The sequence below is a fragment of the Candidatus Margulisiibacteriota bacterium genome (assembly GCA_041650635.1).
Classification (GTDB): Bacteria; Margulisbacteria; WOR-1; order JAKLHX01; family JBAZKV01; genus JBAZKV01.
This window is the reverse complement of record JBAZKV010000003.1, coordinates 99,981-109,736: the sequence shown is the minus strand read 5'-3', so window position 1 is coordinate 109,736 and position 9,756 is coordinate 99,981. Positions and strand designations below refer to the sequence as shown.

7 protein-coding genes are annotated in these 9,756 nt (G+C 49.2%); 3 read left to right on the top strand and 4 right to left on the bottom strand.

Going from position 1 to position 9,756, the window contains the following annotated elements; all coding sequences use genetic code 11:
- The 3 genes from WC490_01515 to WC490_01505 all read left to right on the top strand — a co-directional run.
- A partial coding sequence (locus WC490_01515; GenBank protein MFA5097289.1) for a serine hydrolase domain-containing protein occupies positions 1 to 1,025 on the top strand: 1,025 nt, incomplete at its 5' end.
- Between the two features lie 77 nt (positions 1,026 to 1,102).
- Positions 1,103 to 1,852 carry a triose-phosphate isomerase gene (tpiA, locus tag WC490_01510; protein MFA5097288.1) on the top strand — a complete coding sequence of 250 codons (750 nt, stop codon included), beginning with the start codon at positions 1,103 to 1,105 and terminating at the stop codon, positions 1,850 to 1,852.
- A gap of 76 nt (positions 1,853 to 1,928) precedes the next feature.
- Positions 1,929 to 4,673, top strand: a complete 2,745-nt coding sequence (locus WC490_01505; protein MFA5097287.1) for a FlgD immunoglobulin-like domain containing protein — start codon at positions 1,929 to 1,931, stop codon at positions 4,671 to 4,673.
- Here the strand turns inward: WC490_01505 and WC490_01500 are convergent.
- From WC490_01500 to WC490_01485, 4 genes are read right to left on the bottom strand one after another with little or no spacing between them, the layout of a single operon-like run.
- A complete protein-coding gene (locus tag WC490_01500; GenBank protein MFA5097286.1) occupies positions 4,657 to 5,583 on the bottom strand; it encodes a Gfo/Idh/MocA family oxidoreductase in 927 nt (308 codons plus the stop codon). The genes WC490_01505 and WC490_01500 overlap by 17 nt on opposite strands.
- 13 nt (positions 5,584 to 5,596) lie before the next feature.
- Positions 5,597 to 7,456 carry an S-layer homology domain-containing protein gene (locus tag WC490_01495; GenBank protein ID MFA5097285.1) on the bottom strand — a complete coding sequence of 620 codons (1,860 nt, stop codon included), beginning with the start codon at positions 7,454 to 7,456 and terminating at the stop codon, positions 5,597 to 5,599.
- Entirely contained in the window at positions 7,457 to 7,882 is a 426-nt protein-coding gene (locus WC490_01490) for a hypothetical protein (GenBank protein MFA5097284.1), read from the bottom strand. It lies immediately after the preceding gene.
- Entirely contained in the window at positions 7,879 to 9,720 is a 1,842-nt protein-coding gene (locus tag WC490_01485; protein MFA5097283.1) for a polysaccharide biosynthesis tyrosine autokinase, read from the bottom strand. Before WC490_01485 ends, WC490_01490 begins: the two co-directional genes overlap by 4 nt.
- Between the last annotated feature and the right edge of the window lie 36 nt (positions 9,721 to 9,756).

Sequence of the window (9,756 nt, the reverse complement as noted above, 5' to 3'; positions counted from 1 at the left end):
GAGCAGTTTCAATATACATAATGACGCCAAAAGGCAATTATTTTTCCGCCAGCAATTTTGATAAGGGTGCAAGCAGCAAAGTCCATTTCCGCGCGGCAAGCGTTACAAAAACTTTTACTGCAGCCGGGATCATGCTTCTTCAGCAACAGGGAAAGCTGAACATTGACGATAAGATAACAGCTATGATCCCCGGCTCAACAGAGCCATATGTTCCAAACACTGCGGCATATGATATTCCAAACAAAGACAAGATCACTATCAGACTACTTCTCAAACACAGGGCCGGGGTATGGGACATATCCAACAACAGTATTCCCGCAACGGCCAAAGCTCCCTATGCCGGAAAGAATTACGTTGATTATGTCAAAGAAATTGATGCTTCACACACATTTACTTTTGACGAGCTGACAGGGGTTGTTGCCGCAAACAAATTAAGTTTCTTTGCGCCTGATGCCTCCTACCACTACAGCGATACAGGGTATTCCATCCTTGGGAAGATAATCGAGAGAGTTTCCGGCCAAAGGTATGATAAGTTTGTGGCAAACAACTTGTTGATCCCCAACGGCCTCAACGATACAACTTTGCCCTATCTTGGCAGCCAGCAGTCCTTGCCGGTCCCTTTTGCTAAAGGATATTCAACCGGCGGAGATCTGTTGATCGAAACAACCGAGGATAATATGACTCCCCACATTGCCGAGGGAAATATCATCTCAAATGACGCGGATCTGGCCGTCTGGATAAGAAAACTGTTAAGAGGAGAAGCGGGAGTAAACAAAACAGGCGCCAAAATGATGATGGAGGGCACCCGCTCAAAGAATTATGGCCTGGGAATATCATATGTCCCGGGATTGGGATACGGCCATGACGGCGGACACGCCGGATATGCAACGGTAGTTAAATATGATCCCGACCAGGATGTAACGGTGGTCATTTCCGCTTCAATGATAGTTTTTGATGATCTTGCACCCTACTACGGTTTTTTGCACGAGTTGGGAAGAAAGTCCAAAGCCTGTCTAGGCTATTGAACCGCGGCACCCGAACTGCTTTCCGTCTCGTTTACAGGGACCGGAATATTTGATAAACTGAAGTTAAAGGAGAAAAAATGAGAAAACCGATAATAGCCGGCAACTGGAAGATGTTCAAGAACGCAAAAGAAACAAGGGCCATGCTGACAGAGCTGATCCCTCTGGTCAAAGAGGCAGCCGAAAGGGAAATAGTCGTCTGTCCGCCTTTTATCGATATAGAACCGGCAGTAGGCGTCTGCAAGGGAACTAATGTCAAGATAGGCTCACAAAACATCTTCTGGGAAGAAAAAGGCGCCTTTACCGGGGAGATCTCGCCCGGAATGATAAAGGACAGCGGCTGCGAGTACGCGATAATCGGACATTCGGAAAGAAGACAGTATTTTGGGGAAACCGATGCAACAGTGAACAAAAGGCTTAACGCAGCACTTAAGGTGGGACTGATCCCAATAGTCTGCGTCGGCGAAACCCTTGAAGAAAGAGAAAAGAACAGGACCTTTGAGGTGATAGAAAAGCAGTTGAAAGGCGGGCTCAGCGGGCTTTTAAAAGAACAGGCATTAAAGACCGTTATCGCCTACGAACCTGTCTGGGCTATCGGGACCGGTAAAACCGCGAGCCCCGCACAGGCGCAGGAAGTCCACGCTTTCATAAGAAAACAGCTGGAGGGCCTCTTTGGCAAAGATGTTTCTTCTTCCATCAGGATACTCTACGGAGGAAGCGTAAAAGCCGACAACATCAAGGAACTGATGTCGCAGGAAGATGTTGACGGCGGGCTGGTCGGAGGCGCAAGCCTTGAAGCCGCAGGATTTTCTAAAATAATCAACTTCTGACGCATTATTTGACCTGTTTGTAATATATAACAGAAGTGCTACAATTGTCCTGGGATGGGACTTCCCCGGATATATTATGGGTAAGATAGACCTTAGGGCTCTGATGATAGCATCTGTCCTGCTGCTTGCAGGTTCCCTGGCGACTTCTCTTTGTGCCGCCACGCTCTTTGAAGACAATACAGTATACGAATTAAACTGCTCTCCCGGTCCTGTTTTTTCAAGGTCCTTTGACAAAGGACAGACCTTTTCCTCAAAAAGAGACCTTGCCTCGACAACCGAAGAAGCTTGCTTCCAGCATTTGATCAGGGAAAAAAATCTGCTCGAGGCTTACTGGTATGTTTCGGGACGGTTGTATCTGTCTTTTTCCAGCGATAACGGCGATACATGGAGCAGGCCTGAATCTGTCCATATTTTCGATACAAGGCCCTCAGACCTGAAAGTCTTAAGGCACAAAGGCAGCATCCTGCTTGTCTGGGCAGGCGGCCAGGACAGGCTGTTTTCCAGCTTTTCGGATAGCCTCCCCTATTTTTCTGCCCCGTTTGCCGTAAATGCGGACTCCGTTCCCGAAGGGGTCCCGGCCGTTTCGTCAAGCCAAGACCAAGTACTAATCGTCTGGAAGGATAAGGCCTCCGGACAATTAAAGTATTGTGAGTCCTTTGATCTTGGCAGGACTTACACAGCACCTAAAGAGGTCTCTTCGTCATTCACGCAACAGTCCCTGCCAAAAGCGGCAGTTAATCACGGAAGCGCCATCTGCTCCTGGAGAGTGTTTGACGGCATAACCCACAAATTGATGGCAGCAAAAAAAACCGCCGACAGTTCTGCCTTCGGCAGGCCTTTTGAGATAGCATCCTCAGGCACAAGTATCCCTGCCTGGGATATCGTCCTTTCGCCGCAGGGGGCCTGCTTTGCCGCCTGGAGCTCAGATTCGCATCTCTACTACTCCAGAGCATTCCTTTCCGGAACAAAATGGGCCTCTCCGCAGAAAGAACTGCTTGCTTCGGAAGAAAGCACATCAATAAAGGTCCTGGCCTGTCCCGGAACCGTTATTGCCAAAACAGGCGGCTCTATAAGGACGCTGTCATTTGCCCGGTTGAAAAGCCTTGGACCCAAAATACCGGACGACCATGTCTTTGCTCTGAACAAACCAGCGATCACCTTTGAAGCCGACCCCGTGCAGGAGGCCGACACCTATTTATACTCGGTCAGGCTGGGCAGGACAAGCGACTTTGCCTCATTTTCCGATATTCCGGCAGAGTATCCGATAGCGGCCTTTTTAGAGCCTCTTTCTGAGGGAAAGTATTATTACAGGTTATATGCCTGGGACGGCATCTCTTCTTTTGAATCGCAGGCCAGAAGCTTTAACATAGATACTTCTCCAAAGGTCCTTTCTATGTCTGTCGAAAAACCGCCGTCTTCTTCCTGGTTCAAGAAAGGCTCAACAGTGGTTTTTGAGGCCTCTATTGCCGGCACGACTCTTGAAATAGAGGACGAAACCGAAGCCGCGGCCTATATTAACGGCAAAGCTGCCGAGTCCTCGCTCTACCTTGATAACAGCAGGAACAAAGTCCTCGGGATCATATATCTCCCGCAGGAAGTCACGCAAAAAGAGAACGAGCTTGAGGTAAGGCTGCCTCTGCCTGACGGAACTTACGCAAAAGCCTCGGCAAAATTGAACGTTGACCTTGTAGGGCCTGGGCTCCTGTTCCCATCAAAAGAACCTGTGTTATATTCGGGCAGCGGCAAAAGGATCTTGATAGAATTGTCCGATGACGGGTCGGGACCTGACAACAGGAACTCCTCAGTGAAATTGTTCCGGGACGCTTCAACAATAGAAGGGTCCTGTTCTGCCGGGTCCGGGGAAAAGGAACTGGTGTTCGAACCCAGGACCGCTCTTTCTGACGGCATCTACAAGCTGGAAGCAGTGATCAGGGACCTTGCCGGCAACACCGCAAAACCCGCCACGGCAGTTCTTGTAGTAGATACGGTCGTCCCGGTCATTACCCTTGATGAAACACTTCCTGGAGAGCTGAACCGATCAAGTTTAGCCGTAACAGGAAAGGTTGATAAGCCCTCGGTCAAAAAGATCTTTGCCTCGGTAAACGGAAAACAGTCAAAAGAACAGCTTGTGTCTTGCGACGGCACGTTCTGCCTGGGTATAGGATTAGAAAAAGGAGAGAACAAAGTTGTGATAAGCGCAAAGGACCCGGCGCAGAACACTGCGACCGTGTCAGGGACCATAATCTGCACGGTCATGTCCTCGTCCGCCATTTTTGAGTTCGACGGCAAACAAATAGCCGAGGGGGATTATGTGCCCGCATCCCCTTCCAGCGTAAAGATAACAGACTCCTCAGGCGCGCCGTTTGCCTTTGCCTCTGCTAAGCTGGATTCAACCAGCATAGCTTACGACACATCTACCGGATCTGCCTCTGTGGGAACCCTTTCTGCCGGAAAGCATGAACTTGAGCTTGAAACGCCATCCCATACCTATTCTATAGAGTTCTTTGCCGAAGGTTCTCTCTGCCTTAAAGATCTTCTGCCCTGCCCCAATCCCTTTGACCCGTCTTTGGGCCCCTCAAAGATAACCTATAACCTTTCTAGGCCTGCGCAGGTCAAGCTCTACATTTTTGACCAGACCGGAAGGCTTATCACTTCCTTAAGCGTGCCCGGTACGGCCGGCTACAACAACAATCTTGAATGGGATGGAAAACTGGCCTCAGGAGAGAATGCTTCTAACGGTATCTACCTCATAAAAGTTCTGGCGCAGGAGAACGGACAGGCAACTGCCTCAGCAAAGGGCAGGATCATCGTCCTTCGATAAGCCGCTCGATTTTTTTTGCTGTTTCAAAAGAAAGACAGGCCGAGCGGATATCCGAGGCGGGAGCTCCATTACCTTTTACGGCCTTCAAAAAATCCGACACCTCCGCCCTTATGGGCTCCAAGCCTGACGCTTCGATCTCGCTGACAGTGCCGTCCTTTGTTATTTTGAGCTTTTTTGAGATAAGGTCGGCTTCTGCCAAAATACCGCTGCAAACAGCCCTGATGGTCCTGAGTTTTTTGCCGGACACTTTTGATGCCCTTAAAAAAGCCTTGGTTCCGTCCTTAAAAGCTATTGCGCAGGAAGCGTCTTCAATAACATCCCTGCTGGTCTTTCTGCCTTCGGCCTTGATCAATTCCGGGCTTCCATAATTAGTTGCGGCCAGGAGTATATCAATGTCATGGATCATAAGGTCAAGCACCACGCTCACATCGTTGGCTCTGGGCGCGGGAGGGGCTTCCCTTAAGGCTTCGAAAGAAAGTATCTTTTCCCCCTTTATCGCTTTAAACAATTCCTTGACCGCGGGATTGAATTTTTCTATATACCCTATGGCAAAGACAAGACCGCTTTTATCGAGCGCTTTCTCAAGTTCTTTTGCCTCATCGATCGTTGCAGCTATGGGCTTTTCCATCAGAAGATGGACCCCCTTTTCTATACAGGCCTTTCCAATTTCATAGTGCAGGGTGGTTGGAGCGGCAACAGAGACAGCATCAACATTCTCAAGTAGTTCCTGGACAGAATCAAAGGCTTTGATGTTGTATTTTGAGGCCTGGTCGGCAGAGGACTTTTTGTCAGCGTCAAAAACGCCTGTAAAAACACAGTCTTTGTCCATGGAATAAGCGCGGCAGTGGAGGGACCCCATAAAACCGGTCCCTATAACAGCGGTCCTTATTTTTTTATCTGGATCCATCATTTCTCTTTAGAGGTCAGTATCCGATGTCAAAACTAAGAAGCTGGTCGATCTTTCCGGAAATGAACTTTATCCTGGAAAGCATTTCGCAGGCTTCCGCCCTGGTTATGGGCCGCTGCGGTTTGAAGGTGCTCTCTTTTATGAAAGACAAAAGCCCTGCCTGTCTGGCCGCGCTTATCGACCTAAAAGCCCAGTGTTTTGAAGCAATATCGCTGTAGGACGCAGAAGCAGCTGTTTCCTTTTCCCGGATATCGCCAAACCTTACCAGAACGGACACGGCCTCGGCCCTGGTCAGCCCCGCAGACGGTTTAAAGGTGCCGTCAGGATAGCCTTTTACAATATTGGAATTAAGAGAGGCCTTTATGTACTGCGAAGCCCAGTGCTCCTTTCTGACATCCTTGAACACGTTGCCAGACGGCTTCGTAAGAACCGTATTCTTTGCCCGAACAAGAAGGGTAACCATTTCGGCCCTCGTAAGCCCCTTCTGCGGCTTGAAAGTTCCGTCAGGGAAACCGGACACAATGCCCAGAGTCGCCATATGGGAGATCGGATCGCTGGCCCAGAACTGATGAGGAACATCACTGAACTCGGCCAAGCGAAGCACTCTGCATTCTCCGGAAGCAATATTGGCCCCCTTTTCGTCATACCCCTCCATTTTTATCGGATTTTTTCCTAAAGACAGGTCCACGACCGTTTCAAAAGATCCGGCCAAAGTTTTTATCGCTGCTCCTCCCACTCGGACCTCCCTGACCTTAGATGGCGATTTTGCTTTGAGCAAAACGGAGGGCTTATATGTGATGGTCCTGTCCCTTGGCTCCAATGCAACTATGACCTGCCTTTCAGAAAACGTTGGGATAAGGTAGGAGATCGAAAAATAATGCGAATTTGCATCCGTCAGGCTGGAGGGCTTGAAAGCATAATCAAAAAGGAAACTTGAGAACTTGAGTCCTGCTCCATAGGTGAAACTGCTGGCCACGACCATGGAGTCGGTCTGTCCAGCAGAAGCAACATCCTGATCAAGCCCCATCCTGAGTCCCAGATAGTCGGAAGGCCACCACTCCGTCCCTATATGCAGCAGAGCGGGACGCGGTTTTGCTATGAACATATCCAAATCCGCATCTATTATGAGCTCCTTACCCATACCCTTTGGAAGCATAGAAGAAGGTATCTTTAACCCGATCCCCGTTTTTATTACATTTTCTATACCTTCTTTGCGCTCCTCCCCTGAATCCCAGTTATTGGACCCTCCGATCTGGTTATAAGAATCAGGGAGCATGTTGAGGGCGCTGAACCCTATCCGCAGCCATTCCGAGGGCCTGATGAGCAGGCCGCCGTCAATATCGATCCCGGAAGAGCTGGCGGCCCCAACTGTCCCACCCCCAAGGCTTTGCCTGAACAATTTCACATTGAACCCCAGAGTAGCTTTTACATCAGGAGAAAAAGGGCTGATAAAAGGCAGAGAAGAAAAGGAAAGAATCGCAGAACTTCCCGAAAAAGACATCCCTTCCCTGGTAGAATCGACCGCGACCTGCCCAAGGGCATCCCTGTAGGTCACAAAGCTCCCGGATATGCCGTAAGTGGCGTAAGCAAACCCTACGGAGCCGTAGTGCGTGGGAAACATTCCTGCCAGAGAAAGCACATTGGTGTCATCAAGCAGGCGGGTAGTGGTAGAAACAAGGCTTACTGTCTTTGCCCAACCGCCCCCCGCAGGGTTATAAAAGATAGAGTTTGCGTCATCAGCAATGCCGACGAAGGCCCTTCCCAGGCCTACGGTCCTTGCACCAACGGCAAATCTTGACACATCCGGGATCAGCGCCGCACAGGCAGCCGATGACAGCAGACAAAAAGCAAATATGGCATGTAATATTTTTTTCATTTACTGAAATACTGTTATTTTGTTCTTTGCCAGGACTTTTCCATTTGCTATTAAAAAAGAGAGCAGGATCCCGTTAGGGGCGGTTTCTCTCAGGATATACCCGCTGTATTGTCTCTTTGAAGCCCCCGTATCCAGAGCTCCGTCCCAAAACACTTCGTGATAGCCGGCAGAGCCTTCGGGATCCGTCGAAAGAAAGCTCCTCTTCCACACAAGCGTACCGTCTATCATATAGATCCTTATCTCAATATTGGTAGCGGAAGAAAGACCGTAGGCAAAATAGGTCCCCTCGGTGGTGCCGGCCTTAGAATCGCGGGTCTTGAAAGGATTCGGGTAATTCAGAAAGGGAGAAGTAAGAGTAGCCGCGTCACAGGCGCAGAAAAGCACAAGTATAAGGAGCACAGCCCAAAAACACCCTTTTTTTATCATTGTTCCGGTCCTTTCTCCTTGGGCTGGGATGAATAATAATAGGATTTAGCGCCGTAGTAAGCCTTGTACACCGCTCCCCCCCCATCGAACATTGTAAGCACAAAACCGTAGACCGAGGCTTTGGCATTTTCCAATATCGTTTTTGCATCCACCACTTCATTCCGGTCCGTCCTCCCGTAAGCAATCACAAAGATCACTCCATCGGCTATCGAGCAGAGATGGTGAGCATCCGGAAGCCCCACCAGCGGCGGGCTGTCTATAAGCACAGAATCGTACCTGTCAGAAAGATCGTTTAATATCGCTTTCATTTGGGGAGAGCCGAGCAGAATCGCAGGGTTGGGGGGAATAGGGCCTGAGGCGATAAAATCAAGGTCTGTGATAGAAGTCTTTTGGATGACATCATCCACTCGCTGTTCCCCGCAAAGCACATCCGAGAGGCCCTTTTTAGATGCAACCCCGAACAGTTTGTCCAGAATGGGTTTGCGCATGTCAGCATCTATCAAAACAGTTCTCTTTCCGCTCTGCGCCCTGATAACCGCATAATTTGAGACAGTTGACGACTTACCCTCGCCCGGAAGCGAACTGGTGAACAGAAGCACCTTTCCGGGAGAACCGGCGGCGGCAAATTTAATATCGGCATCCAGTGTTCTGAAAGCTTCCGCCACCTGGGACTTCGGCCTTTTTTCAGCGATCAGGTATTCGAACGGTTCGTTCTTTTTTGCGCTTTTGACGAAAGGGATTACCCCGAGGGCAGGAAAACCGGTGATCTGTTTTGCCTCTTCGGAAGTTCTTATGGAAACATCAAAATATTCCGTAAGGAATGCCGCCCCGGCGCCCATCAACAACCCTATAATGACTGCCATCATCAGATTTAGCAGTTTTTTGGGTTTGATGGGATCTTTCGGTACCACAGCAGGAGAAACAATCTTGGCGCTGCTGGTCTTCATTGCCTCGGCGATCTTGACCTCATTAAGTTTTTCCAGGAGCATTACATAAGTGGCGTCAGCAACTTTGTTGTCCCTCATAAGCCGCGCAACTTCGAGCTCTTTTTGAGGAAGGTCCTTTAACTCGCTGTTATACCTTGCTATAGCGGCATCAAGAGCTTTTTTTCTTTCTGTCAGGCCGGTCACATCGCTGCCAAGGGCACCAGAAGTGAGCCTGGCGCGGAATTCCCTTAGCGCGATGGTCACCTTGGTGCGCTCTATTTCCAGTTCCGCAAGTTTATCGATCTTTACCTGCATCTCCGATGACAATTGGACAGACCCGGACTTTTTTCTGTATTTAAGCAGTTCCTCTTCAACTTTGGTGAGAGATCCCTTTGTCACAGCGATCTGTTCTTCGATGAACTGTTTTACCGACCTTGCCTCAGCCTGGTTCATTTCCTGGCTCCAGGCCACATATCTCTCGCTTATGGTATTTGCCGTGTCTGCAGCCAGCCTAGGAACTTTATTCTGGACCCTGATCTGTATTATGTCCGTATCCCTAAGAGGAACCACTCTGACGGAATTGAGAAGATCTTCAGGGTCAAGAAGCTCGCCTTTGCTGTCCCTTAGGTCGAGCTGTTTTATGGCTTCGCTTATGACCGGACGGTCTTTAATAAGCTCCACATGAGTTTCGATATCATTGCTTCCCTGCAGCAGACTGGCCATGGAAGTAGGTTTATCCACAAGAGGATTAAGAGTGCCGGCATCCTTTGAGATAAGCAGCTTGGCAGTGGCTTCATAGACCGGAGGAACGACAAAAGTGTAAACAAGAACAACAAAAAAAACAACAAGAAAGGAAGCTATCACAAGCTCCTTCCTCTTGAGGAGAAGTCCTATATACTCCCGCAGTTCCATTCTGATATATTATACACAATAAGGTAAGCGAATATC